Raw genomic sequence first — 24832 nt, 5'->3', positions numbered from 1 at the left:
ACAATCTCAAATGATTATTCTCTTGCTAAATTTAATTTTCTTATTTAGGAGCGTCTTATGTCACAACCTCTAACAATTACTTCCGAAGATATTCTCAATCAGGTAAAATTATCCTGCAAAATTCCTGAGATAATTGAAGATATTATCACTCTCCAAATTATCAAAGATGCTGTAGATAAAGCAGGTATCAAAGTCGAAACCGAAGAACTTCAGCAAACAGCAGACCAAATCAGATTAGCTCAAAAGCTGAATAATGCTGACGATACTTGGGCGTGGCTAGAAAAACATAGTTTATCTCTGGATAATTTTGAAGAATTAGTCTACAACACTGTCATCTCTGGAAAATTAGCGGCTCATCTGTTTGGTGATAAAGTCGAACAGTATTTCTTTGAACATCAACTAGATTATGCCACTGTCTTGATTTATGAAGTTATTTTAGATGATGAAGATTTATCTTTAGAACTGTTTTATGCCATCCAGGAAGGTGAAATTACTTTTTATGAGGTGGCTCACAAATACATTGAAGATAAAGAATTACGGCGGAAATTAGGTTATCGTGGGAAATTGTACCGTAAAGATTTGAAGCCAGAAATTTCTGCTGCGGTGTTTGCTGCTAAACCTCCTCAACTCCTCAAACCCATTGTAACTTCTAAGGGAATACATTTAATATTAGTTGAGGAAATCATTCAACCAGAGTTAGATAATAAGCTATCTCGTCAAATTCTGACAGATTTATTTACTGCTTGGTTAAATTCACAAATTGAAAAATTTGAATTTTTCCCTGTTTTTACTCCAGAAAAATAAGGGTTTTAGGGATTAATCAATTAATATGGTCGGTTTGCTAAAGTCTTTTTTACGAACCATAGAGACACAGAGAACGCAGAGAGAAGAGACAGAAATAAAAGAAAGGAAGAAAGACTGAACTCAACTGTATAGACTTATAAATCAATACGCTTGGGTTAAGTATTTCTTTCTTCTCTTTGCGTACTTTGCGGTTTGTTAAAAAAATTGACTTTGGCAAAGAGTTTTAGCTTTAACTGGACTGTATTGACTTATAAATAATAAAATATCCAATTAATTATTGTGGGCTGGCAATTTTGTCCAGTCCACAAAGTTAGATAATTTATTTGTTGAATTTTATTTTATAAATGACTTTTTAGAACTGGCATATTCATAAATAAATAGACCGATATTTACAGCTATTAGAACTAGAAAACCAGCTAATCCTGTAACACCAACTGTTAAATCGTTACCCCCTTTGATTGCTAAGATAGACAATCCTGCTGTGGCATTCAAAGTTCCATGTAAAATAGACGTAGCAATTACAGATTGGGATTTTAGTCTGATATAACTAAAAATTGGTGATAACAATAGAGTAAAAATTGTCATCATTAAAACACCTAAAAATGGGTGTTGAGGATAGTTATGTCCTTGGATAATTAAGGGGGCGTGCCATATACCCCAAATCAAACCGATAATAACTGAGGACTTCCAGAATCCTAGATGATTAAGTTCTTTTTGCAGCAACCCCCTCCAACCTAATTCTTCACCAAAGGCTGCAACAGCATTGATGGTTGTACCTGCTATTAAACCCTGTACTAAGCTAATCCAAATTAGGGGAATTGGCAAAGCTGCAATTTGAGTTTTTACCTGCTGCAATTTTTCTGGAAAAAGCACTGTTTCTAGTTGTGCAAATAGCCCTGCCATTTCTGGAGAATATTCAACTCCAGGAAAAAGTAAACTAACTCCAAAGGTAGTAAATGCTATAGTTGGTGCCAATAACCATGCTACTAAAAACCACCAATTGAATTTAAAAGAAATACCCAATGGTTTTTGCAATGGTTCGTGGTAAATTAACTTCTGGATAACTACAGTAACAATCATCGGAATAAACATATAAGCCGTAGTTACTATCAGCGAACCAGGTACGACCCATTTACCACCTAAGGCTAGGTAGAGAATCACTAACAAATAATTAAAGAAAAAAGTTAGCCCCAGAAAGAGCCAAACTTTTTTGAAATGTCTTTTCATAAATTCACCGATATACCTGAGTTTGAGGTACTGATGTCTAGATTGATGACGCATTGACATAGCTTGATGATTACATTGTATAGATATTATGTCTAAAATTTCCTGGATATTGAATATAAATATCCAGGAAATTTATGTGATTTTTAATTATTTTTTACTGTTGACAGACTATCAGCATCAGAATGGGTTTGACTCTTGATCCATGTTTGGAGAAGGAATTCTAATACTTGTTCTTTAACTTCTCTAAATTCATGGGAAAACCATTTTTCAATTTTGAGAATGTGATAACCTAATTTGGTTTGAATTGGGCCAATCACATCACCATCTTTTGCTTCTGCAATGGCTTGTCCTAGTTCTGGCATGAGTTCTGAAACAAAACGAATACCTACAAAACCGCCATTTTGTTTCGACTGCTTACCTTTTGAATATTGTAGTGCCAAACTGCAAAAAGCAGCTTTATCTTCTTGCAATGTTTTGACTATTTTTAACGCTTCTGTTAAATCGACTACGAGAATTTGGGATAAAGCAACGCGTTTAAAAATATAAGGATCGACTAGATATTGAGTATCTATAGTTGAGCCAAATAAACGTTCTTTTAACTTTTGTGTTAGCAGTGCCACTTTAATACTTTCAGACCATTCTTCTACTTTTAAGCGCTGCTGTGCTAGCCATGCCAAAGTTTCTGAAGTTGTTAATAATTTGTGGTCTTGGCGAAAGGTATCTCCTGCGGCTTGCAATTCTTCATCAGAAACTGTAATTTCTAGTTGTTCGCAGAGGCGCAAAATCAAGATTTCTTGTTCGGCATCAGCAGCAACAGCACCAATTTTATGTGAATGGCGGAGATGGTCTAATATTTGTTCGTTTGTTGCGAGTGAAATTTCTGGCAGTTTCAGTGTTGCTAAAAGGTTTTCGCCGCTAGATATTCTTGGTGTAGCTATATTTTCTGTCATGATTATTAACCTCTGTAAATTAATTTATCTGTAGGAATATTTTGGGATTGAAAACGATGACGATGTAAGTCACCATAAACATTGAGATACTCTATTTCTTCTGCGGTAAGTTTACCTTTTTGAATACCTGCGATCGCTGCATCTATATGTTCCCGTTTTTCTGAACCCATCAAGCAGACATCTACACAGTTTTGGCTCAAAGAATAGCGGTATAAATCGGGAACTGAAGGCACCCAACATTTTTCTGGCAAACCAGCAGGAGGATGCCACAGGGGCCCGTGCATTCCCGCAGACTTAAAGGTGACAATACCCGATCGCTGCGGATCTTCTGCTTGCAAATTGTTGAATACTGATTTTTGAGCAGTACGGTGAGCAACATTATGTCTCACCATCGCCACATCTATTAAAGAATTATTCAGCCATTTGTTAGCTAAATCTAAGTCGTGAAAGGAAGCACCAATATAACGAACAGCCCCCATTTTTTTCAGACGTTCGGAAACACCAAACATTCTTTCAACGATTCGTTCATAAATGCTACCAGCGCCTCTTAAATCGTTGGAACGGTCTAAGCATTTCTCAAACATTGGCTCATCAGTAGTGCCAATCCAGCCCCAAAAGAAGACATCAATATAGTCCATTCTCAGGTCTACAAATTGGTCGATGATGGCTGCCATTGCCGCATCTGGATTTTTAATATAACTCACCGTTGCCAATACTACTTTTTCTCGCACTGATGAGCCACGACCACACAATTTTCGCAGTCCTTCAGACATGTGGCTGTAGAGATAGTGGTGCAAATCGCTAGAGTAAAAAAAGAAGTTAACTCCTTGGTCGAAGGCGTAAAGGGTATCTTCACTGGAGATTTTGCCCCCACCTCCCAATCCGAGAGCGCTAACAGTTAAATCAGTTCGTCCAAGTTTGCGGTAGAATGGCAAATCTGATTCGGGAAATTTATTGCTGAAATTAACTTCGTTGGAAGTTGCTACTTTTGGCGGCGCAAGGTCGAGTATTTGCATTAGTTTAACGGTGTGTAGATGTCTTCAGAGTTGGCATTCAGATAAGAACGGTGTAATTCAATTCCCAGAAGAGAAAAGTTTTCGAGAATAGCTTTCATCCGTTCTTCGGGAGAGTTTTTTCCCTGTTGACTGGCTTGTAGCAATCCATTAGCAATAATTTGACAGCGATTAGTACCAAAACTTTCTTGGGCTGCAAATCTCTGGTTTGGTTCTTCTGCCAAACTTAGTCCTGGCATGAGTAATTTTGTGAATAATGGTACTTCTGGATTAAAGTGCGATCGCTTTTCTGTATAAACACTTTGTAAAACTAATCGAACTGCTTCGTAGTAGCTTTTCTCAAAGTAAAGTACTGCTGAGTCATAGCGACCGTAGTCCGCAGGATTGTATAGTGCTTTAAATGTGAAAGGAATATTAATTTCGTTGAGTTGCTGCGTTAGACTACCCATAAGAGCAACCGCACCATCCGGACTCAAATTAAAATAAATGCGTACAGTTTGTGGCTGCTGATTGGGATTGCCGATAGTTTGGGGGCCAGCATTACCAACTGCCAAATAAAATCCATTTTGCACTCGATTTTTAGGCAGCCGAATGGCAACTATGTCACCTACCACCGCAGATTGTTCGGCTGGTTGTAAGTGGTAATCGCGCTTAATATATAAATTTAAACCGCCCTTGGTGACCATTAAGGTATCATCGTTGACTTGTTTCACCACAGACCAATTGGCGTCAAAGTAACCTTCACCAGTATTGTTGTTGTGTAAGCGATCGTAAAACGCCAAGTCTACCCCTAAGAAAGAGTTATTTTCTAAATCTTGGTGTAAATGCAGATTCGATGAATCTCCATCAAGCGCCAGAGTTGTTTGTAGAGAACCATTGTAATAAATTCCATAAAGAAAACTCCGTAACTGCAAATTCGAGTATCTATTTTGAACATCCTTAGACATCTTTCTGAAACGAACTATCACCTCCTCTGGCAAATCCAAAGGCTTATAATTTGGGTGACGAATGCAAAAATCAGACTCGATTTCTACATTATTAACGATGTCTTCTAAAGCATCCCACAGTCGTCGATCTGCTTGTGGTGATTGATTTTGGCTAATTTCTAATAATTCAGCAATCATTGATAACTTAGTTAATAAATAGACAGAATTTACTATTTTTTTAGGAATAACAGTGCTGGATAAAGCACTGTTACTCATGCTGAGAAAAGCTACTATATAACTTTGAATATTACAAAGTAATAGTGATTGTAATAGTAATAGTTATAGTTAGTGTAATTCCCAGCAATCCGCCGTTGACGTTATTTAATTCTTCAGCATTTAATTCATTGAGGAAGCTTTCAGAATCTTCAAATAGTTCGGAACCAGCAGGACTTAAGTCGTGCAATTTGATATTAGCCATGATGAGTTAATTTCCTAGTTGAATAAAGTGAGTGAATTGAAGGATGAATTTATATCTTGTTAAGCAGCCTTAGCAAGAGTGACTGTAATCGTGATTGTAATCGTGATAGTGATTGATAACAATCCTCCATTAACGTGGGTTAATTCTTCAGTATTGAGTTCATTGAGAAAACTTTCAGAATCTTCAAATAATTCAGAACCAGCCGGACTTAAATCATGCAATTTGATATTAGCCATGATTAGTTAATCTCCTATTTGACTAACTTTAAATGAATGATGAACTTTTTAGTTCATGTTTAAATATTGGCATACTGCTTTGGGTAAAACAACCAAAAAACAATGCTTTTTCGGGCACAACTAAAACTTTTATGTCATGTTTTCTTTAGCTGATTTATCCTATCGAACTACAAAAATCCGCCCTTACCAAATTATCTGTTTAAACATAGAAACAAAAAAAGACAGTTCTGTTTTCCAGAACTGTCTTTGAGGTAAAACTAAAAAATTACGCAGCCACAGCAGTAACAGTATAAGTCAAAGTCCAACTCAACGTTGGAGTTAAAGGCAAAGTAATTGATAACAGACCACCACGTGTTGCTAGTTCTGTATCTGTTAGTTCATTGAGAAAGCTTTCAGAATCTTGAAACAGTTCAGAACCAACTGGACTTAAGTTATTGATTTTGATAGTAGCCATTAGTTGTCATCCTCAAAAGATTGTGTGAATTATGAACAAAAAGTTACAAAAGAATAGTCCAAGTAATCGGCCAACAATAGGTAAACGATTGTGTTTTCAAGCCTCCTTGTAGCCCCAGTTCTGCATCTGTTAGTTCATTGAGAAAGCTTTCAGAATCTTGAAATAGTTCGGAACCAGCGGGATTTAAGTCATGAATTTTGATAGTAGCCATCGATTTTGAACCTCAAAAAAATAATGTGTGAATTACGAACAAAAAAAGACAGTACTGCTGGGCAGAACTGTCTTGTAAGCAAAATTAAAAAATTACAAAGCCCAAGTCCAAGTCCAAGAGTAAGTAACTGTCACAGTAACGCTAATACTTACTGATGCTAATGCTCGACCACCATGTACTCCCAATTCTTCATCTGTTAATTCATTGAGAAAGCTTTCAGAATCTTGAAATAGGTCGGAACCAGCGGGGCTTAAGTCATGAATTTTGATAGTAGCCATAAGTTTTCATCCTCAAAAAAATAATGTGTGAATTACGAAGAAAAAAGACAACTGCAATAAATATGACTGTCTTGCAAGTAAAACTAAAAAATTACCAAGTCCAAGACCAAGAGTAAGTAACTGTCAAAGTAACACTAACAGTAACACTGACTGATTCTGCTCTCAAACCGCCATGTACTCCTAGTTCTGCATCTGTTAGCTCATTCAAAAAGCTTTCAGAATCTTGAAATAATTCGGAACCAGCAGGACTTAAATCGTGAATTTTGATTGTAGCCATGAAATTTTTCCTAGTTGAATAAAGTAAATTGAGTGATGAACTTTTTAGTTCATGTCTAAATATTGGCATAGGAATTAATAGGTTAGCTAGAATAAATAATTAGTTTTTATTCCTTTAATACATCTTTTTTGTCATCTTTGCTTTTTATAGTTTGCGAACTAAAAAAATCTATGCTGCACGTTTTCACATGCAACTCAACTCTGGTTATTTTAAGTCAATAAAATAAACCTACTTTAAAAATAGGGAGTAGGTACTAGATGGGAGACAAGGAGAATCTACATAGGACATATACATAAAAAAGGTGAAATAACATGACTGTCATTTCACCTCAGATGCAAGGATTTTCACACCAAAAAATGATTTTTTAGATAAGTTAATTTACTGTTAAGCGTTGACAGTCAACTGTGAACGGTCAACAATCAACAGCGATATTGTTCACAAATGAAATAGGATTTCTATAGTTAATTAGTTAGATAATACTTCAGTCCGAGAGCTACTTAAGCGGGTTAGTTCTGCTGCTGTTGTGCCAAAAACGGTAGGAATAGATTGCTCTGGACGACACAACAAACTTTTGGCAACTTGAAGCATAGAAATACCCATATTGCCGAAGGATTTTTGATACTGAATTATGGACTGAATTGCTTGAATTAATGCCAAGCCAGAAAATTGCACAACTCGCTGAATAAAATCAGGATAGTGAACCAAAATTTCTGGAAAGGACTCTAAATAAGCGCTAATCAAAGCATAAATAGAAGGTTGCAGGGATTCTAGGGGAGTGGTAGCTAGGCGCAGAGATTCATCGATGGTCATCTCTTTACTAACAATTAAGCTATTGAGCCAAATTTGCAGATAACTAGCGATAATACTTCCTAAATCAAAAGCTGGATCTCCCCAAGACGATCGCTCCCAATCAATTAGCCGTACAATACCGTTTGTTGATACTTCGGCTTCAGGGAATGACTGCTCCCAATCTTGATGCAATAAAATGTTGTTGAGTTTGAGGTCGTTGTGCGTTAAGCATCGCGGTGCAAAAGCTGTACTCAATTCTCTGAGTGCTTGTCCCAAGCTATCATATCGCTGATACAGTGCAAAAAATTTCAATCCATCAGCAGGTACTAAACCAAAAATTTCGGGGCCGATATGCTCCAATTTGCGAATCAAGAGCAATACCAAATCGGATTTGATATTATCGGCATTTTGAGAGAAGAAATCCTGATATTTTTGGGAATTGAAGGTTTCGCGATGAATTTTTGCAATACAACTACCAATTGCTGCTGCGATTGTGGGAGGGAATATATTTCCCTTCATATAGAAATCGTTTAAATCGCGATAATTATCTAGGTATTTAAAGACAATAACCGAATTTTCTCTATCAAAATGAAGTACTTCGGGCAAAAATGGTTTTGTGTAATTCAGTTCGGGAAATTTTTGTAATAACTCTTGAATTCGCCACTCATCTAAAAACTCGCCTGCTGTTTTTCCATCATGGTTGTGTCGTTCTTGCTTCACAAGAAGCTTATCACCGTCTGACAGGGTGATTAATAAATTAAAGTTTTTTGCAGGTACAACCTCAATATTCGTCAGAGATTGCTGTGATTGAGTCAATAAGTCACGCTCAACTAAATAATCAAAAACATTGTTGGAGTTCAATATAAATGTCATACGCTATCAAATATGAGTACTAAGCTTAAACAGTAGAGTTTTCAGTAAAAGAAATCTTTTGTCTTCTATGATTTTAGGCAAAAGGAAGATTATAGACTCCATTATGAAAATGTTTCCTTCGCCAAAACTAAAACTTTTATGTCCCAGTGAAAGCAATACGGTTCGGATAAGCAGTATGAACTTCCCTTGTGGTCTGGGAAAAGGTTAAGGGGTAAGGGGATTTAGATGTATTTGAAACCTTTCCCCTTCCCCCTTTCCCCTTCCCCCTTTCCCCTTCCCCCTTTTCCCGAACCGTATGGGGATTGGGGGGACAAGGTAAATTTTCGTTGCTATTCAAGACAGAAGCGATGCCTACGGCTGGCTACGCCTACGCTGCAATTCAAATTTTGAACAGCAACTAAAACATTTATGCCCTAAAAACTTTTTTGTCTGGAGATGGCGCTGTTATTGTTGTTGATTCCCAGTGTCTCGCCTGATAAACAAAGCGCGGTAAACAGGTTCGCCCTTATTTTGAGTATATATTTCTCGCTCTGTGGCTACTGGTAGGGGGTTTGCGGCTAGCCATTCTTCTGTACCGACTTGCTGATAAGCTGGGTGAAGGGCAAAGCGATCGCGCATTTCCACAGCCACAAATTCCATATCGGATTGCAGAAATACAACTCCCCCAACCGCCAGATAATTAGCTAATTCTGCCACTAGTTCGGGTTGGACTACACGACGTTTCGCATGGCGGGTTTTAAACCAAGGATCGGGAAATTGAATTGTCACCCGTTGCAAACTTCCTGGAGGTAATGAAGATAAAAGCGATTTCAAGGAATTATTGACATTGCAAAATAAGTAATGCAAATTTGTTAAAGCTAACTGAGAACGTAACTTATTGGCCTCCACCACCAGCGGTTCCCGAATTTCTAAGCCGAGAAAATTCCAGTTTGGTTCTATCTTGGCCATATTCAACAAAAACAGTCCTTTAGCACAGCCAATATCTAAATGTAGAGATTGATTTGGCTTGGCATAAACTTTTTCCCACTCAAGAGGACTTACTGGTGTTTGATACTTTTGGGCAAGTGGGTTCACATGCTGGCGGACTCGGACTGCTGCCAAAATTTACTCTCCTCATTCGTAATTTTTAGTCTTGAAGAAGAATTCAGAACTCAGAATTCAGAATTCAGAACTCAGAACTCAGAATTCAGAACTCAGAATTCAGAACTCAGAATTCAGAACTCAGAACTCAGAATTCAGAACTCAGAATTCAGAAGTTAGAATGCAATTAGTGGAGGTTCTGAATTTATCGCTGATTGAAGACCATCAAATCCTAGATGTGATGGATATTAAAACCGTTTATACTGCTATGAAAAAGCAAGCTACATCGACCATTAATTTAAAATTCATTCCGAATTCTGAGTCTTGACTCCTGAATTCTATTTTGTTCATATTTTTTTGATTTTTCCGAATTGAATGCATCTGATAGGTTTTAAAGTCAATTGTTACTATAGCGTGTAATCGATGCTCAATGTGTACAAATGTTAAATGAACGCACTGCTGAGCAGGAATATAAAGTAAGGGTTATACTTTTTAAAAAAGACTTGTTTTAGCTCCTTCTTTTAACATTTTCCTAAATCGATGACTCTCAATTTTCGCTTTGCGATCGTCAGTGACTTACACCTAGCACTTCCCCACACAATCTGGAATCATCCTAGTCGGTTTCATCTGGTGGAAGTCAGCATCTCGGCTTTTGAAAGTGTACTAGAACATTTAACACAACTCGATTTAGATTTTCTGTTGTTGCCAGGAGATTTAACCCAGCACGGCGAAAGAGAAAATCACGCTTGGTTGCAACAGCGCTTAGCTAAGCTACCTTTTCCCGCCTATGTTGTTCCTGGCAATCATGATGTTCCCGTAGTGTTGGCCAATGAGCAATCAATTGCTTTTGCGGATTTTCCCTACTTTTACACCAAGTGTGGCTATGAAGATCCGCGACAGATTTACTACATTCGTGAGTTGCTACCTGGAGTCAAGCTGATTGGACTGAATTCTAACTCTTTTAACGACCAAGGCGAGCAAGTGGGACGTTTGGATAGCCAACAGCTACGCTGGTTAGAAGAAGTGCTAGCAGCATCCAGTGATGAATTAATTTTAGTGATGGTGCATCATAATGTGGTTGAGCATTTACCCAATCAATCGCGTCACCCACTGGCAAATCGCTATATGCTGGCGAATTCAGCAGAATTATTGCAGTTACTCAGGCGCTACGGAGTCAAGTTAGTGTTTACCGGGCATTTGCACGTCCAGGATGTTGCTTACGATCGAGGAGTATACGATATTACCACAGGCTCTTTAGTTAGCTATCCTCATCCTTATCGGGTGCTAGAATTTCGTCGCGATCGCCAAGGTAGAGAATGGTTGCAAATTTTATCCCATAGAGTAGAATCAGTACCCGATTTTCCAGACTTACAGCACTTATCAAGGCAGTGGATGGGCGATCGCTCTTTCCCCTTTTTAATCAAACTACTAACCAACTCTCCCTTAAACTTACCATTATCACAGGCCAAAGAATTAGCTCCCAGCCTACGTGATTTCTGGGCCACCATTGCCGACGGCGATGCCGTTTTAGACTACCCGCATTTCCCACAAGAAGTACGCCACTACATTCAAACTTACGGCGCATCACATCCCAACCCAGGCATAGCCGCCGGTGGAACCCTAACTATGATTGATAATAACAGCACACTTTTGCTAGACAGGAGTTAAAAGTGAGGAGTTAGGACTGATTTTGCCGACAAATTCCAAACGCTGAAGTATAGGCGTGTAGGAAGGTTCTGCCGCCAACAGGGCCGATTTCACCGCCGCAGAAAAAGCCGCCTACGGGAATATCTTTGATGTAGCGCCGAAAAAGTTCGGAATCAAAATTGGGTTTACCATATAGTCCTTCACCTCTTCCCAAGCAGGCAAACATTAAAGCAGCTACGGCAGAGGGTTCGGTGTTGCGTTGGTCTTGATAGCTTTGGAGGAGTAATTCTAAATCTTCGGCGGAGGCTTGGGCGTCGCGGAGGTGGAATTGCAGTCTTTGACCGGGACGAACGCGATCGCCAATTGCGATCGCTCCTGCTGTAGGATCTACACCAAGAATACCGCGAATTAAAAAGTCTCCCTGTTGTAAAGCTAGCTTAAATTCATCCATTGCCACACCCACGAACAAAGAGTGCTGTGCTAAAGTCCGTTCTTGTTCGCTGAGACTGGCAATCAAATCTCTCAACACTATTAAAGGTACTTGTTCATCTAACTCTAGAATGATATTGCGATCGGCTTTGGTGACTTGCAACGGTTTGCCAATGGGCCTGCATCCTTGGGCGACAATCGTTTCCAAAACAATATTTCCAGTCAAAGCTATGCCAATTGTTCCCTCACGATACAATCTTTGACCCAAATCGCCATAGTCATCCTTACAAAATAAAGCAACACGACCACCCATACCCCCACCACTAGCTTGTCCCCCCACTATTACCGATCCTGGATAAGCAAAATCCAGCCCCTGCAACAAATCATTGATTCCAGAGGCAAAGGAACTCGAAAGCAAAATGAACTGGGGTGTGGGTGATGCTGGTACACCAACCAAATCAAGCCAAGCATCTGGGGAACTATCTAAGTCCGGTAGTTCTTCAGCAATAACATGAAATAACCGCACCTGCACCCCTGGAAGGTGCGCTAAAGTCAAACTGATAGCTGGTTCAGCTTCTAGTTCTTGCGTTTCTCCAGTAATCGTTGTTCCAATTACACCACCACCGCTACAGCCAATTAACACCGGCACAGCAAGTTTCTCAGCCAACAAAGGTAATAATCGAGAATACTCACTTGTAAAAGCAGACGAAATGAATACCAGCCCTAAATCCGCAGGTGCTGTTAACGATGAGACAGCCCGTTGTACCACATCTGCGACTGCTGCTTCCAATGAATGATGGGTTGATAGGGCGTTTGCCCACTGCATTTGGTCTGCCATGAGTTTTGAGCTTCTTTTGGTTTTTAGGCTAGTAGTTTTTGATTTTTCATTTTGGGAAGAATTGCATCCTACAAGAGCTGTCCCCTGTTGTTTGTATTCACCATCCCAGCAAACCAGGGTTGTCATTCCCTAATACATGCATCTAAATATATTGTATGATTGTCTATCTGTAGTACTGATTCCATAAAATCTTAAAAAATAAAGGTGAATGTATTATAAATGTCACTGACTGCTGTATTGATGAAAAATCAATAGACTCAAACCCTAACTTAATTATCAGCTAAATGGTTAGAATAGTTAGTAATAAAACCAAAAACTGTCATTTTTGAAGTTTTTCTATACTAGTACTAACAACACACAACGAGACTAAAACAATGACAAACATTCAAGAAACAGCAACAAACGGCATTCAAGAACAAATCCAAAAAGAAGTGGAACAAGCGCGTTCTGTCTGTGATATCAACGGTAGCAACTCACCAGAGTGTGCTGCTGCTTGGGATGCAGTAGAAGAATTGCAAGCCGAAGCTTCTCACCAACGCCAAAACAAGCCGAAAAATTCCCTAGAACAATATTGCGATGATAACCCAGAAGCAATTGAATGTCGGGTTTATGACGACTAGGGAACTTTAAAAAATAAATTCTTCTGCTCTAGAACGTTGACTGTTAACCATCAACGGTTAACAGTTAACATTAGTAACGAAATATTTTTTACTTAAAGTTCCATGCAAATTAAGACCAAGAAATTTTTTGTTTAGTTAGCAAGTAACCCCAGATTTATTAATAAGTAAGTTTTTACACACAATAAAAATGTAACAAATTGACTGCTTGTAGGGGCGTGCATTGGTGCATAGGTGTAAACTTAAGCCCTGGCGAATAGAATTCGCTACTACACAAATAAAGTCCGCCTGCGTGGACTAAGAGAATTTAACCCGTGCAGGCGGATTTTGCCTCTGTAGACGCGGTTTCTAACCGTCCGTTTCGCGTTAAGTTGACGCCAATGTGTGCATTTGTGCGCCCCTACTGGCGTGGCAAGTCTTAAATGTTGCAATAAAACTTCTTGTGGGGTGGGCTTGTAGCCATTGGTGTCAATTTAACGTGAAACCTTTGTAAAAACGCGATTTTGAATTCACTAACTTACCATCATGCTTCGCGTTACCCCACCCTGGCTTTGCTGGCGCAAAACCTCCCCAAGGGGTGGGGTAAAATGATTGTGGGGCGAGAGTTTGAGCTTAAGTTGACGCTAATGGCTTCTAGCCCGCCCCGGACGGGCGAGGATAATTCACATCAGACGTAAATTTTTTGTTTTTACATCTTCGTGATGGCAGTCACTACAATGGAGACTCTCCTGTAACACGTTGCCTCTTTTGAGAACAGGTATAGAATTGCTATAGTTAATAGCTTAGAAGTATGTCGGAGTTGATTGACTTGAAGAATTTATCATGCCAATTTGCACACCATTTAGGTAATTTAGAAATTTCTACTACTTGCTTCTTAATGCCTGATTTCAATCTTCCATACTGTTAATTCTCGATTCTGAAGTCTACATTCTCCTTGTAATTATCATTTGAAAAAAATATGGATTATAACATTTGGTTTCGCCCTTTTGTCTGGATTGATTATCGATTGGCAGTATTATTTCTGGTAATTATTCCCCTAATTATCCTGATTTGGGCATTTGTGCAAAAGGCAGAAGGCATACAACGCTTATTAACAATATACTGGCGAGTATCAAGCTTATTAGTAATCACAGTTTATCTGATGATTGCCGAGTATCCAGTGAGCTTTATTTCTGCATTAATGGCTCAGATTTTGATACCAATTTCGCTATGGTTTTGGGTGGATCTCAACGATGAAATTGAGTATCAAACCACTGGATTTTTAAAGTTAATTTTTACTTCTTGGCGCTGGGCGGTAAGTGTTTATTGTCTTTTAGGGGCAGTGGCTTCTACGCTTTTTTTAAATTGTGCTTTTTCTACCAGTGCGCTCAAAACACCCTATTGTCGCGTCTGGTTCGAGGCTCCGTTACTGTTCAAAGAATATTTTCATGCTAATAGCAAAGCTGGATTTTTAGGTTTTCTCGGCATAACTACTTTAGTCATTTATGTGCTGTACTTAAGCTATTTTGTTTTGATTAAGCTAGGCAAGCAGGGACGCACAGCTACACCTCAATAATTGTTGTTGTGGTTCAATGCAAAATTGCAAATTTCAACTGCAAAACATGAATTCCATTGGCAAACGACTCGAACAATACACCACTAAACGCCCCCAAGAAGTCTTATTGGTAACGGTAGAAATTGCTGGCGAGGAAGATACAATTGCAATTTTCAAAGGTTTTTCTAGTTCTTTGATGCAGCCAACAGCATTCGATTTAGATGTCCCGGTTCTGCCAGATGAAGCAATTATTCTCAATATTGACCGACTGGCCAGTCCTTACAATCCTGAAGCCCCTCGTTATATTCAACAAGGAGTTTCTTGGGAAGCGATGGAATTTCTATTATCAGAGGTGGGAGTCTAACTAATAGCTAATCCACCTAAATTTATCTATCTCCGTATTGGCAACAGCCCAACTTCTAAAATTGTCCAAATTCTGCAAAATAACTTTGGTATAATCAGTGAATTTGGAGATAGTGGAGTAGAAAGTATTTTGGTGTTAGTGTAGCAGCAGACTAATATCCAGACTACATTTGAGCAAATCGCGTCAAGTTGAATTTATAAAATGTCCCGTTCTGGATACACACTTCCCGTATTTGCCTGCGCTGCGGCGGTTGCAGCTTTACACTGGTTACGCGATCGCCAATCATCAACCATAGCATCGATAGATCTCATTGAACCAAACCAAATCGCAGAAATTCCAATTGAACAGGTAGCTGGACTATCTGAAAATAGTGCTTTAGCAATTACCCGCAGCGACCCTGGTGATAATCTTGATTTGACCAGAAATACACCTATTTGGGCAATGGTGGAATGGAGAGGACGCGGGGACGCGGGGACACAGGGACGCGGGGACGCCAAGAAATTAGTATTTGCGTCTGCGGTGGAAGAGGCGGTAATTATTAAGGGGGGGGAAGGCATTGGCAAACAAGCGAATGCTGACGATAGACCGGCTATTTATGCTTATGCTCAAAGGTTGTTGCAAGAAAATTTACAACGAATTTTGACACCAGGTGAAAAAATCACGGTGACGATTATTTTACCCGAAGGGCGATCGCTTGCTGTTAGAACTTCCAATTCTGCTTTCGGTGTGGTTGAAGGGCTTTCCCTTTTAGGCACAACCGGTATTTCCCAACCTTTGAGTACGCCAGACCAACTTGCAGCTTTTCGGGCAGAGTTACAAAATAAAGCCAGTGGTTTTGCAAGTTTGGTATTTTGTATCGGCGAGAATGGTCTAGATTTAGCACGTAAACTAGGGATTAATCCCGAACAATTGGTGAAAACTGCTAACTGGCTTGGGCCAATGCTAGTAGAAGCTGATGCACTGGGTGTGCAAGAAATCCTATTATTTGGCTATCACGGAAAACTGATGAAGTTAGCGGGAGGAATTTTTCACACCCACCACCACTTAGCTGATGGACGCAGGGAAATTTTAGCAGCCCACTGTGCCATCGCTGGTTTAAAATCATCGGATATCCAAGCTGTGTTTGACAGCCCTACTGCTGAAGCCGCATTAAAATACTTGCGATCCCTAGACACGTCCACAGGTAGCCATTGGGTAAACCAAGTTTACAGCGCCATCGCCGAAACTATCGATGTGCGTTGCCAAGAATACATCCAAAGCCATAGCCAAAGAGGTACACCAGTTACAGTGTGTGGTTCGATGCTCTTCGATCGCGATCGCAAAATTATCGTGAAGAGTAAAACAGCTGGTCTGTTAATGGGAAAATTATGTTAACTTATTATGAATAATCGTAAACAATTCACATAAATAATCTTTTAAGTAATCTATTTCGGGTAAGTTTATCCTTCTAATACCATCGCCGACTCCGGAAACAGACAAACGCATATAAAAGTGCGTTTGTCAACGTATCTTATACCATTATCAGCCTGCCCAGGCTGAATAATAGCATCAAGCTATAGATTACAGGGCATCAATTTATCCTTCACAGACATAACTCTCCCCGTCATGAACACAGCGGTGACTCTACCAACAGAACAAGCTGCCGAAATATTAGAAAACCTTGGGCAGCTGAATCGCCAATTGATTGTGATTTTGGACTTCGGCTCTCAATATTCCGAGCTGATTGCCCGTCGCATCCGCGAGACTCAAGTATACTCTGAAGTTTTGTCTTATCGCACTAGTCCTGCACATTTGCGCCAACTCAATCCAAAGGGAATCATTCTCTCTGGCGGGCCGAGTTCAGTTTATGGCGAGAATGCTCCCCATTGCGACCCAGAAATCTGGAATTTGGGCATACCCATCTTGGGTGTTTGCTATGGGATGCAGCTGATGGTGAATCAACTCGGTGGGGAAGTAGCAAAGGCTGACCGGGGCGAATATGGCAAAGCATCATTACATATAGACGATCCCACAGATTTGCTTACTAATGTTGAAGATGGTACCACCATGTGGATGAGTCACCAAGACTCAGTTACCGAAATGCCACCTGGGTTTGAATTGCTGGCACACACAGAAAATACCCCCTGCGCTGCCATTGCCGACCACAAAAGGAAACTTTACGGCGTGCAATTTCATCCAGAGGTGGTACATTCAGTTGGTGGCATAGCATTAATTCGGAATTTTGTCTACCATATTTGCGATTGCGAACCCACTTGGACAACAGCGGCTTTTGTGGAAGAAGCAATTCGGGAAATTCGCGCCAGAGTTGGTCAAAAGCGGGTATTGTTGGCATTGTCTGGCGGTGTGGATTCTTCGACTTTAGCCTTCTTGTTATATAAAGCCATCGGCGACCAACTGACTTGTGTGTTTATCGACCAAGGCTTTATGCGGAAGTACGAGCCAGAGCGATTGGTGAAGCTTTTTCAAGAACAGTTTCATATTCCTGTAGAATATGTCAATGCTCGCGATCGCTTTTTAGCCACCATTGCTGGCGTTACAGATCCCGAAGAAAAACGTCGCCGCATTGGTCACGAATTCATTCGCGTCTTTGAAGAAACATCCAAACGTCTCGGTCACTTTGATTATCTAGCTCAAGGAACTCTGTATCCAGATGTCATCGAATCGGCTGATACCAACGTCGATCCCCAAACTGGCGAACGGGTAGCAGTGAAAATTAAGAGCCATCACAACGTTGGTGGTTTGCCCAAAGACTTAAGATTTAAATTAGTGGAACCACTGCGGAAACTCTTCAAAGATGAAGTCCGTAAAGTAGGACGTTCCATTGGTTTACCAGAAGAAATTGTCCAACGCCAACCATTTCCCGGCCCTGGTTTGGCAATTCGTATTCTGGGTGAAGTCACCGCCGAACGCTTAAATATTTTGCGCGATGCCGATTTAATTGTGCGGCAAGAAATTAACCAACGCGGCTTGTATCATAGTTACTGGCAAGCATTTGCAGTATTGCTGCCAATTCGGAGTGTGGGCGTTATGGGAGACCAACGTACCTACGCTTATCCCATTGTTTTACGGATTGTCACTAGTGAAGATGGTATGACTGCTGATTGGGCAAGAGTGCCTTACGATGTACTAGAAGTGATTTCGACTCGCATTGTGAATGAAGTCAAAGGGGTAAATCGAGTAGTTTACGACATCACCTCCAAGCCGCCTGGAACCATTGAGTGGGAATAGAAGAACTCTCAATGACTGTTGACTCTCAAAGGTCAACAGTCAACAATCCTAACACGTAATACTTCACAAATTATTTGGGATTGCTATATTAATTTATGAATTAAATTCAATTCAAATTTTTCGATCATTTTTTAATTTTTCAGAGGTTGACAAAATATTCAGTTCTGAAATTATTCCTGTTTTCACGCCATTTCAGCATTCCTAATCCATCAAGACATAGATATAGGAATACGGTTTGATATCTGAAATGATTTGCGTAGTCAGGTGGGTTTCAGAAAATATAGGTGTACAGAGTTATTTTCACCCAATCAAATACGATTCCTATATATGTCTTATATGTCTGGCTCAGTTGTTTTGATTAACCAATTTAAGTGAAAAAATCTTTAGTACAAAATAGATTTAATAGATTGGATTTTTACTTGTGAATCTACTACCGAAAATTCACAAAAATTATGATTTTGATGAATCTATGTTAATTTTACGCTAATTATTCTCAATAAAATAACGAATTTTCTTGCTTTTAGGAGTTGGCTAATTACAAGCTTTTCTGATATTATAAAATTCTTGGTTATTATTGGCTACTGCTATAACTATTTTGATTAATGCCAAGTTCAAGTAATTAATTTTTAATTTTTATAACGGCAATTGGATGGAAAAGGTAGCTCCTTGTCCAAGGCCAGGACTAGCAACTTCAATAGAGCCGCCATGTAATTCTACAAGATGACGAGCGATGGCTAAACCCAGTCCTAAGCCACCTTGTTTGTGAGTGGAATGTCCTTGATGATAGCGTTCAAAAACATAGGGCAGAAACTCTGGGCTAATGCCGATGCCTGTATCGCTGACTGAGATTTGGGCATGAGAGCCATTGCGAAACAAACTAATTTCTACTTTTCCCCCTGAGGGGGTGAATTTAATGGCATTGGCGAGTAAATTACCGATAACTTGCAGTAAACGATTGATATCGGCCGAAATTGGTAAAATTGACCTGTCAATTTTGGACTCTAAGCGAATATTTTTGGCATTTGCCGATGGGTAAGCAGTTTCAATTGCAGCGCTGACAATTACCGCCAGATTAATTTGGCTGACCTCAAGCTGTAGTTTGCCTTGGAGGATACGAGAGATGTTTAGCAAATCTTCCAAGAGTTTTTCTTGAGACCTGGCATTGCGTTCGATGGTTGCTAGAGTTTTAGTGAGGTGGGCTTCATCAAATTTCCGAGTCTGCAACAGTTGTACCCAGCCGAGAATGGCATTGAGTGGAGAGCGTAAATCGTGGGAAACCATTGCCACAAACTCATCTTTGGCGCGGTTAGCAGCTTCAGCTTGGGCGCGGGCGGCTTGCTCAAGTTGCAAAAATTGGTTGCGTTCGGCTTCTAAGTGTTTGCGATCGTCAATATCCGTACTTGTGCCAAACCACTTGATGATAGTTCCTTGTTCGTCCTTGATGGGCACACCTCTGACTAAATGCCAGGAATAGTTACCATCGCGTTTTTGATAGCGGATTTCCTGTTGGTAAAGTTCCCCTGTTTCCAAAGCTTGAGTCCATTCTTCCATAGCTGCTGCGATGTCATCTGGATGAATAACTTTTGTCCAACCAAAATCCATCGCCTCTTGAGTCCGTTGCCCAGTAAATTCATACCAGCGTTCGTTGACATGTTCGCATTGGCCTTGAGGATTGCAGATCCAGACAAGCTGTGGCATAGCATTGGATAAGTAGCGGTAGCGTTCTTCGCTTTGACGCAGTGCAAGTTCAGTGCGTTTGCTTTGGGTGAGGTCGAGAACGAAACAGACGCTATAACCATTGTCCTTTGTACTTTCTATCCTGGCAATTCCTAGTAAAACTGGAATCCGAGTGCCATTTTTGTGAAGATATTCCTTCTCAAAAGGAGTGCAAACACCAGAAACTTGCAGTTCTTGAATTTTTTGTTGGTCGAGGGTTTGATATTCTGGAGGTGTCATGAAATTCCAGTGGATGATTCCGTCTGCCAAATCTTCGCGACTGTAACCAAAGGTTTCTAAAAAAGCGTCGTTTGCTTCATAGACTCGGCCGCTGAAGTCACCGAAATAAATACCAACTATATTAGACTCGACAATACGCCGAAACTTAGCTTCACTTTTTTGCAAAGCGACTTCGGCAAGTTTGCGTTGGCTAATATCTGTGGTACTACCCACTGCCCTAATTACCCGGCCATTAGCATCCCTTGTAATTAATCCCCGATCCAACACATATCGATATTTCTGGTCTTTGTGTCGTGCCCGATACTCAACTGTATAATGATTTTGATTAGTACAGATGATACTTTGGAGTTCAGCGATTAAACGCTCTCTATCTTCGGGATGAATTTGCTCTTTCCACCATTGATGGGTTTTTGGTATTTCCTTTAAAGAGTAACCCAAAATTTTAGTTACTCCTTCAGTTCTTTCAATTCTATCGTTGATGACATCCCAGTCATAAATAAGGCAATTAACCGCCGCTGTTGCTAGTTGAAAACGCTCGTTGCTCAAACGTAGCTGTTCCTCGGTTTGCTTGCGTTCTGTAATATCAAAGGTTGTACCGATAATTTGGTGTGGGGAACCATCAGAATTTCTCGTGAATATCGTATCTCTACTAAAAAACCAACGCCATTCTCCATTGGCGTGTCGCATCCGATATTCATTTTCCACAATCTTGTTATCTTCAGTTAAACCAAGTTGTTGGAATAAACAAGGAAATCGAGCGAAATCCTCAGGATGCATCATCTTGGGTAAAAACTGTGTTCCCATTTGTTGAATTTGCTCTGGAGTGTAGCCAAGCAATTTACTAACTTGACTATTAATGTAAATATTTTGTTGTTTCACTAAGTCGTAAACATACAAAATCCCAGGAGTAGTTTCCGCAATGCGTTCGATGAACTCCTGACTTGAGCGCAGTCGTTCTTGTGCTTGGTATTTCTCAGTGACATCCCGCCAAGAAGCAACAAACCCATCTCCCATTTTGGTGATGCGAATATCGATGGTTTTGGCTACTAACTGGTTACTATCAAAATTTGAAGTGTAGATGAGTGATTCTTTCGCCAAAGGATTACCGGTTTCTATAACTTGGCAACAGTCATCAAATAAGTCATTGGCTCGAAAATTCGGCAGAATTTCACACAGTCCTTTGCCCAGTTGTTCTTCGTTGTTCATCCCGGTAAATTCACAAGCTGCGGCATTGACATAATCAACATCAAAATCAAGTATTTCACCTTTATCGTTGCGAATAGCTGAGTAAATGCCAAAACAATCGAGCATATTTTCCACAGAAGTGCGAAAACGTTCCTCGCTGCGTTGTAGTTGCTGGCGTAACCGAGTATTTTTAATTGCTGAGTAGACAGTAGAACGCAAACGTTCTGCGGTTGTCTGTCCCTTGATGAGATAATCTTGCACGCCACTTTTCATCGCCTGGACAGCTACGGATTCGTTGCCATATCCTGTTAACATAATTACAGCTGGCATAGTTACCTTTGCATGTTGCTGTAATTCCGCCAGAAATTCCAGTCCATCCATGTCTGGCAACAAAAAATCTAATAATATGCCCTCAGGTTGCAACTGTTGACATAATGCCAATGCCTCTTCTCCCAATTCTGCTTCGAGAATTGTGTAGCTGTGTTCTTGGTCTTGCAGGAGATAGCGACGATAAACCTGTCGGTCTTCAGGAGAATCATCAATGATAAGAATGGTTAGCGGTTGCACCATCACTACTTGCTAAGAGTATCAGGGAGAATGACAATATCTAACCAATAAGTTATGAAACTTTGAATAGTTTGTACCAATCTGTTAATGTCGATTGGTTTTAGGATATAACTAGCAATGCAATATCGATAGCATACTTCAATATCTTTGGGGTTAGAAGAGGTGGTAAATACAACCACCGGAATATTTTTGAGATTTCTATCTTTCTTGATTTGCTCTAAAACTTCTCGGCCATCGGTTCCTGGTAAATTCAGGTCGAGCAAAATAATTGAGGGAGAAGGGAACTTTTGAGAATCAGTGTAAGCGCCTGTGTGGTAAAGAAAGTCCAGTGCTTCATCGCCATCAGTGCAGCGAAAAATCGGATTAATCACAGCTTGTCGGCGCATGACTCGACATAAGGCTTCAAAGTCTTCGTCGCTGTCTTCAATCACCAGCAAAGCTTGGGCGGTTTTGCCAACCATGAATTCAGTCTCCTGCTGATAACGTGAAATAAAATGTACTACCTTCGCCGTAGGTTGACTCCACCCAGATTTTACCGCCATGTCGCTCCACAATTTTTTTCGTAATGGTCAATCCCGCCCCTGTACCGCCACCATATTTGCTTGGCCCGTGTAGCCGTTTAAAGATGCGGAAAATTGCCTCAAAGTGTTTTTCTCGAATGCCAATGCCGTTATCTCGGACGTAAAATATCGCTGGTGTAGGTGCAGCAGCTTCAATATAGCCAATTTCAATCCATTTTTCGGGTTTGTCGTTGTATTTAATGGCGTTGGCAATTAGATTATTGAAGACTTCGCCTACTTGGACGCGATCGCAATACACTGTTGGTAACGGTCGAGGAATCCGAATTTCTACCTTCATCTCCTCAATTCGGGCACTCAACAAATCTAAATTTCGCTGTACAACACCATTAATATCAGTGTGCTGCATAGAAAGATCCACTCTTCCCAAGCGAGAAAAGTGTAGCAGCGAATCAATTAAATCTTCCATCCGCTGAGTCAAACGAATCAAAGTTTTTAATTTTTCTCGACCTTCTTCGTTGAGAATTTCGCCGTAATCTTCAATCAAAAAATTGGAATAATTATGAATACCGCGCAGTGGTTCTTTCAAATCATGGGAAGCAATGTAAGCAAAGGCATCTAATTCATTATTACTACGTTTTAATTCGATATTTAACTGCGCTAATTCATCTGCTTTTCGCAACACCACACCAATAATAGCGCTCCTCAACTCCAGTGCTGCATTCACTTCACAAGTTTTCCAACTCAAAGATTTTAAGCGTACCGTTTCTTTCCATAACTCAAAGGATTTCCTGGGTGATAGACGCAAATTTCCATTTCCAGTTACTTCCACGGCTTTATGTGGATTACCTCCCCAATTCACAGTCTGCACTACCTCTGGACGAAACCACAAAACATAGTTTTTGTGGACTTTGGAAAATGAAAGTGCCATGAAGCCACTAGCTACATCCCGGAATTTTTCTGCCTCTGGATAAATTTTTGATAGGGAGTCAGTGTAAAAAATTTCTGCTTGGATGTTGCGATCTATCCATTCAATTAAATTTTGAATATCTGCTTTTTCTGGAGTGTTACCAATTGTCAAGTATTCTTTATCAAAAGAAACCACTGCTCCTTGGGCATTGACAAGATTTAGTAAATTCGGTTGATACTGAATTAAACCTTCAAGAAAATTTTTTTCTGCGGACATGTACTCGACTAACTTACTATGAACTGATTTCAATTTAATTTTATACTCGCTATCTTCATTATCTTCTTTTGCACTCAGTTCTACAGAGGTAATTTGTCCTAAAAATTCACAGGCATTACGAATTTCGTAGGGAACATATTTAGGCGATTGGTGATGGCAAGCAATTAGTCCCCATAATTTTTGGTTTTTAATAATGGAAATTGACATTGATGCCGTTACACCCATATTATGCATATACTCAACGTGTAAAGGCGAAACGCTCCGCAAAACCGACTTACTTAAATCTAAAGGCTGCCCAGTTAAAGGATTATTTGTAGGTAAAATTGCTGCTGGTTGATAGTAAGCATTCGGTATTAATCTCAACCAATTTTGGCTGTAGAGTTCCCTAGCTTGTACGGGAATATCGGAAGCTGGATAGTGTAATCCTAAATAAGAAGTCAGATATTCTGGCTTTTGTTCGGCAATCACAACGCCATTCCAATCTTCATCAAAACGATAAACCATCACTCGTTCAAAACCAGTGATTTTTTTGACTTCCTGAGCAAGAATTTGGCTGAGTTCTATAACGCCTGATGCTACTTGTAATTTAGATATAGCCTGTTTTACTGAATGGTAGAATTTAAAAAATCCATTAGTCTTTTTTAAAAATCTTGGTTCTAATTCGAGAATTAAAATTTGATTGCTCCGATGAATAATAGCATCGTAATGTAAATCCTCTGTTCCAATTTTCATGCTAATTTCTAGAGGATTGACCAATTGTAAATCTTTTTCATATAAACAATCCTGCAAAAAATTTATTTGTTCGGATTCCCAAAAATTACTTAAAGGTTGATTTAGTAATTGTTCTGGGTTGATGCCAATTAAAGAATAAGTATTATTGCTGCACTGGAGAATAGTTAATTCTGGTTCTTTTAAGGCTAAAAGAAGTCCATGAGGTTGAATATAGCCAGGAATGTGAATTGGTTCGCGATCGCAGTTAGTCAGGTCAACTTCAAAGGGAATGCGAATATCGTTATTGTTCACGTTTTAGTACCAATGAATGACTAGCGTCTGAGAAATTTACCTCAGCCGAACAATAGTGTGGAATTGAGTTGTGAATTTTTTGATTTAATCTATCTTCAGAAATACAATTTAAATTTATTATAAAATTATTTGCAGCAAATATTC

General features: G+C 39.7%; 24 protein-coding genes. 8 read left to right on the top strand and 16 right to left on the bottom strand.

Translation table 11 applies throughout. The annotated features are described in order from the left end of the window. Positions 1–57: 57 nt before the first annotated feature. Positions 58–804, top strand: a complete 747-nt coding sequence (locus GNE10_RS07475; protein WP_185564312.1) for a peptidylprolyl isomerase — start codon at positions 58–60, stop codon at positions 802–804. A 333-nt stretch (positions 805–1137) separates the two neighbouring features. On the opposite strand, the gene GNE10_RS07470 is transcribed toward GNE10_RS07475, so the two are convergent. The 12 genes from GNE10_RS07470 to trmB form a co-directional block, all read right to left on the bottom strand. Then, entirely contained in the window at positions 1138–2085 is a 948-nt protein-coding gene (locus tag GNE10_RS07470) for a CPBP family intramembrane glutamic endopeptidase (RefSeq protein WP_221642760.1), read from the bottom strand. Positions 2086–2174: 89 nt separating this feature from the next. Continuing rightward, a complete protein-coding gene (locus tag GNE10_RS07465; protein WP_185564310.1) occupies positions 2175–2981 on the bottom strand; it encodes a peptidylprolyl isomerase in 807 nt (268 codons plus the stop codon). A 5-nt stretch (positions 2982–2986) separates the two neighbouring features. After that, positions 2987–3997 (bottom strand): aldo/keto reductase, encoded by a 1011-nt coding sequence (locus GNE10_RS07460; RefSeq protein ID WP_185564309.1) that lies wholly within the window; start codon positions 3995–3997, stop codon positions 2987–2989. Continuing rightward, positions 3997–5118, bottom strand: coding sequence for a T3SS effector HopA1 family protein (locus tag GNE10_RS07455; RefSeq protein WP_185564317.1), 1122 nt, complete (start codon positions 5116–5118; stop codon positions 3997–3999). The genes GNE10_RS07460 and GNE10_RS07455 overlap by 1 nt, the downstream gene beginning before the upstream one ends. 109 nt (positions 5119–5227) lie before the next feature. Then, entirely contained in the window at positions 5228–5398 is a 171-nt protein-coding gene (locus GNE10_RS07450) for a bacteriocin (RefSeq protein WP_185564308.1), read from the bottom strand. Between the two features lie 59 nt (positions 5399–5457). Next, positions 5458–5634, bottom strand: coding sequence for a bacteriocin (locus GNE10_RS07445; protein WP_143861645.1), 177 nt, complete (start codon positions 5632–5634; stop codon positions 5458–5460). A gap of 265 nt (positions 5635–5899) precedes the next feature. Beyond that, positions 5900–6088 (bottom strand): hypothetical protein, encoded by a 189-nt coding sequence (locus GNE10_RS07440; RefSeq protein ID WP_185564318.1) that lies wholly within the window; start codon positions 6086–6088, stop codon positions 5900–5902. Positions 6089–6131: 43 nt separating this feature from the next. Further along, complete coding sequence (locus tag GNE10_RS07435; RefSeq protein ID WP_180267630.1) at positions 6132–6299, bottom strand: hypothetical protein; 168 nt, start codon at positions 6297–6299, stop codon at positions 6132–6134. Positions 6300–6391: 92 nt separating this feature from the next. Continuing rightward, positions 6392–6577 (bottom strand): hypothetical protein, encoded by a 186-nt coding sequence (locus GNE10_RS07430; protein WP_099068304.1) that lies wholly within the window; start codon positions 6575–6577, stop codon positions 6392–6394. A gap of 91 nt (positions 6578–6668) precedes the next feature. Further along, on the bottom strand, positions 6669–6854 hold the full coding sequence (locus tag GNE10_RS07425; protein ID WP_099068303.1) for a hypothetical protein: 186 nt from the start codon (positions 6852–6854) through the stop codon (positions 6669–6671). A 465-nt stretch (positions 6855–7319) separates the two neighbouring features. Further along, positions 7320–8516 (bottom strand): aminoglycoside phosphotransferase family protein, encoded by a 1197-nt coding sequence (locus GNE10_RS07420; RefSeq protein WP_185564307.1) that lies wholly within the window; start codon positions 8514–8516, stop codon positions 7320–7322. Positions 8517–8960: 444 nt separating this feature from the next. After that, entirely contained in the window at positions 8961–9617 is a 657-nt protein-coding gene (trmB, locus tag GNE10_RS07415; RefSeq protein WP_185564306.1) for a tRNA (guanosine(46)-N7)-methyltransferase TrmB, read from the bottom strand. Between the two features lie 160 nt (positions 9618–9777). Between trmB and GNE10_RS07410 the strand changes: the two genes are divergently transcribed. Together GNE10_RS07410 and GNE10_RS07405 are read left to right on the top strand one after the other, a co-directional pair. Then, positions 9778–9924: a hypothetical protein gene (locus GNE10_RS07410; RefSeq protein ID WP_185564305.1), complete on the top strand. Its 147-nt coding sequence runs from the start codon at positions 9778–9780 to the stop codon at positions 9922–9924. 212 nt (positions 9925–10136) lie between these two features. Then, complete coding sequence (locus GNE10_RS07405) at positions 10137–11264, top strand: metallophosphoesterase (RefSeq protein ID WP_185564304.1); 1128 nt, start codon at positions 10137–10139, stop codon at positions 11262–11264. Between the two features lie 10 nt (positions 11265–11274). Here the strand turns inward: GNE10_RS07405 and GNE10_RS07400 are convergent, their stop codons facing one another. Then, the gene (locus tag GNE10_RS07400) at positions 11275–12510 is read right to left on the bottom strand and encodes an FIST N-terminal domain-containing protein (RefSeq protein ID WP_185564303.1); all 1236 of its coding nucleotides are present in this window, start codon (positions 12508–12510) and stop codon (positions 11275–11277) included. 374 nt (positions 12511–12884) lie between these two features. Between GNE10_RS07400 and GNE10_RS07395 the strand changes: the two genes are divergently transcribed. From GNE10_RS07395 to guaA, 5 genes are all read left to right on the top strand, one after another. Beyond that, on the top strand, positions 12885–13130 hold the full coding sequence (locus GNE10_RS07395; protein WP_099068299.1) for a Calvin cycle protein CP12: 246 nt from the start codon (positions 12885–12887) through the stop codon (positions 13128–13130). Positions 13131–14085: 955 nt separating this feature from the next. Then, a complete protein-coding gene (locus GNE10_RS07390; RefSeq protein WP_185564302.1) occupies positions 14086–14682 on the top strand; it encodes a DUF3177 family protein in 597 nt (198 codons plus the stop codon). A 46-nt stretch (positions 14683–14728) separates the two neighbouring features. Continuing rightward, the gene (locus GNE10_RS07385; RefSeq protein ID WP_099068297.1) at positions 14729–15025 is read left to right on the top strand and encodes a hypothetical protein; all 297 of its coding nucleotides are present in this window, start codon (positions 14729–14731) and stop codon (positions 15023–15025) included. A 201-nt stretch (positions 15026–15226) separates the two neighbouring features. After that, positions 15227–16399, top strand: coding sequence for a cobalt-precorrin-5B (C(1))-methyltransferase CbiD (gene cbiD / locus GNE10_RS07380; protein WP_185564301.1), 1173 nt, complete (start codon positions 15227–15229; stop codon positions 16397–16399). A gap of 231 nt (positions 16400–16630) precedes the next feature. Continuing rightward, positions 16631–18253 carry a glutamine-hydrolyzing GMP synthase gene (gene guaA, locus GNE10_RS07375; RefSeq protein WP_185564300.1) on the top strand — a complete coding sequence of 541 codons (1623 nt, stop codon included), beginning with the start codon at positions 16631–16633 and terminating at the stop codon, positions 18251–18253. Between the two features lie 633 nt (positions 18254–18886). On the opposite strand, the gene GNE10_RS07370 is transcribed toward guaA, so the two are convergent. From GNE10_RS07370 to GNE10_RS07360, 3 genes are read right to left on the bottom strand one after another with little or no spacing between them, the layout of a single operon-like run. After that, positions 18887–21964: a PAS domain S-box protein gene (locus GNE10_RS07370; RefSeq protein ID WP_185564299.1), complete on the bottom strand. Its 3078-nt coding sequence runs from the start codon at positions 21962–21964 to the stop codon at positions 18887–18889. Between the two features lie 2 nt (positions 21965–21966). Then, positions 21967–22422: a response regulator gene (locus GNE10_RS07365; RefSeq protein ID WP_185564298.1), complete on the bottom strand. Its 456-nt coding sequence runs from the start codon at positions 22420–22422 to the stop codon at positions 21967–21969. Between the two features lie 4 nt (positions 22423–22426). Further along, entirely contained in the window at positions 22427–24688 is a 2262-nt protein-coding gene (locus GNE10_RS07360) for an ATP-binding protein (protein ID WP_185564297.1), read from the bottom strand. Between the last annotated feature and the right edge of the window lie 144 nt (positions 24689–24832).

Source organism: Nostoc sp. 2RC (genome assembly GCF_014222165.1).
GTDB classification, from domain to species: Bacteria; Cyanobacteriota; Cyanobacteriia; order Cyanobacteriales; family Nostocaceae; genus Nostoc; species Nostoc linckia.
Note: the sequence above shows the minus strand (reverse complement) of the source record. Positions and strands in the feature narration are given on the sequence as shown.

What these genes read in the sequence shown, in the direction of transcription:
- GNE10_RS07475 (WP_185564312.1), top strand. Translation starts at nt 58, where the DNA reads ATGTCACAACCTCTAACAATTACTTCCGAAGATATTCTCAATCAGGTA.
- GNE10_RS07470 (WP_221642760.1), bottom strand. Translation starts at nt 2,085, where the DNA reads ATGCGTCATCAATCTAGACATCAGTACCTCAAACTCAGGTATATCGGT.
- GNE10_RS07465 (WP_185564310.1), bottom strand. Translation starts at nt 2,981, where the DNA reads ATGACAGAAAATATAGCTACACCAAGAATATCTAGCGGCGAAAACCTT.
- GNE10_RS07460 (WP_185564309.1), bottom strand. Translation starts at nt 3,997, where the DNA reads ATGCAAATACTCGACCTTGCGCCGCCAAAAGTAGCAACTTCCAACGAA.
- GNE10_RS07455 (WP_185564317.1), bottom strand. Translation starts at nt 5,118, where the DNA reads ATGATTGCTGAATTATTAGAAATTAGCCAAAATCAATCACCACAAGCA.
- GNE10_RS07450 (WP_185564308.1), bottom strand. Translation starts at nt 5,398, where the DNA reads ATGGCTAATATCAAATTGCACGACTTAAGTCCTGCTGGTTCCGAACTA.
- GNE10_RS07445 (WP_143861645.1), bottom strand. Translation starts at nt 5,634, where the DNA reads ATGGCTAATATCAAATTGCATGATTTAAGTCCGGCTGGTTCTGAATTA.
- GNE10_RS07440 (WP_185564318.1), bottom strand. Translation starts at nt 6,088, where the DNA reads ATGGCTACTATCAAAATCAATAACTTAAGTCCAGTTGGTTCTGAACTG.
- GNE10_RS07435 (WP_180267630.1), bottom strand. Translation starts at nt 6,299, where the DNA reads ATGGCTACTATCAAAATTCATGACTTAAATCCCGCTGGTTCCGAACTA.
- GNE10_RS07430 (WP_099068304.1), bottom strand. Translation starts at nt 6,577, where the DNA reads ATGGCTACTATCAAAATTCATGACTTAAGCCCCGCTGGTTCCGACCTA.
- GNE10_RS07425 (WP_099068303.1), bottom strand. Translation starts at nt 6,854, where the DNA reads ATGGCTACAATCAAAATTCACGATTTAAGTCCTGCTGGTTCCGAATTA.
- GNE10_RS07420 (WP_185564307.1), bottom strand. Translation starts at nt 8,516, where the DNA reads ATGACATTTATATTGAACTCCAACAATGTTTTTGATTATTTAGTTGAG.
- GNE10_RS07410 (WP_185564305.1), top strand. Translation starts at nt 9,778, where the DNA reads ATGCAATTAGTGGAGGTTCTGAATTTATCGCTGATTGAAGACCATCAA.
- GNE10_RS07405 (WP_185564304.1), top strand. Translation starts at nt 10,137, where the DNA reads ATGACTCTCAATTTTCGCTTTGCGATCGTCAGTGACTTACACCTAGCA.
- GNE10_RS07400 (WP_185564303.1), bottom strand. Translation starts at nt 12,510, where the DNA reads ATGGCAGACCAAATGCAGTGGGCAAACGCCCTATCAACCCATCATTCA.
- GNE10_RS07395 (WP_099068299.1), top strand. Translation starts at nt 12,885, where the DNA reads ATGACAAACATTCAAGAAACAGCAACAAACGGCATTCAAGAACAAATC.
- GNE10_RS07390 (WP_185564302.1), top strand. Translation starts at nt 14,086, where the DNA reads ATGGATTATAACATTTGGTTTCGCCCTTTTGTCTGGATTGATTATCGA.
- GNE10_RS07385 (WP_099068297.1), top strand. Translation starts at nt 14,729, where the DNA reads ATGAATTCCATTGGCAAACGACTCGAACAATACACCACTAAACGCCCC.
- cbiD (WP_185564301.1), top strand. Translation starts at nt 15,227, where the DNA reads ATGTCCCGTTCTGGATACACACTTCCCGTATTTGCCTGCGCTGCGGCG.
- guaA (WP_185564300.1), top strand. Translation starts at nt 16,631, where the DNA reads ATGAACACAGCGGTGACTCTACCAACAGAACAAGCTGCCGAAATATTA.
- GNE10_RS07370 (WP_185564299.1), bottom strand. Translation starts at nt 21,964, where the DNA reads ATGGTGCAACCGCTAACCATTCTTATCATTGATGATTCTCCTGAAGAC.
- GNE10_RS07365 (WP_185564298.1), bottom strand. Translation starts at nt 22,422, where the DNA reads ATGGTTGGCAAAACCGCCCAAGCTTTGCTGGTGATTGAAGACAGCGAC.